This window comes from Rhizobium ecuadorense, from assembly GCF_001187535.1.
Lineage (GTDB): Bacteria > Pseudomonadota > Alphaproteobacteria > Rhizobiales > Rhizobiaceae > Rhizobium > Rhizobium ecuadorense.
Window position 1 is genome coordinate 1 of record NZ_LFIO01000039.1, and the last position, 242, is coordinate 242.

Sequence of the window (242 nt, forward strand, 5' to 3'; positions counted from 1 at the left end):
GGCACATCTCAGGGAAGGCCACAAGTTGGCTGCCGGCCTGGACGGCTTGCAGTGTGAGGGATTCGATGCGCCCAAGATTATAGGCTTTGTCGTTTGCCCGATGCTGAAACTGAACGGAGGAAACCTTGAACGCCATGACTATTGCTCCTGATGCCTTGAACAATTTGACATGCGAGCATTATTTCGTAAAATGACATTTTTGATGAAAATAAGTCGGATTTTGAATGGAAATCAGGTTGCTG

1 protein-coding gene is annotated in these 242 nt (G+C 47.1%); it reads right to left on the bottom strand.

The window, feature by feature from the left end:
* Positions 1-136 (bottom strand): nitrilase-related carbon-nitrogen hydrolase (locus tag AF337_RS46005; RefSeq protein ID WP_280138809.1); only part of this gene is annotated, 136 nt, incomplete at its 3' end.
* Positions 137-242 lie beyond the last annotated feature (106 nt).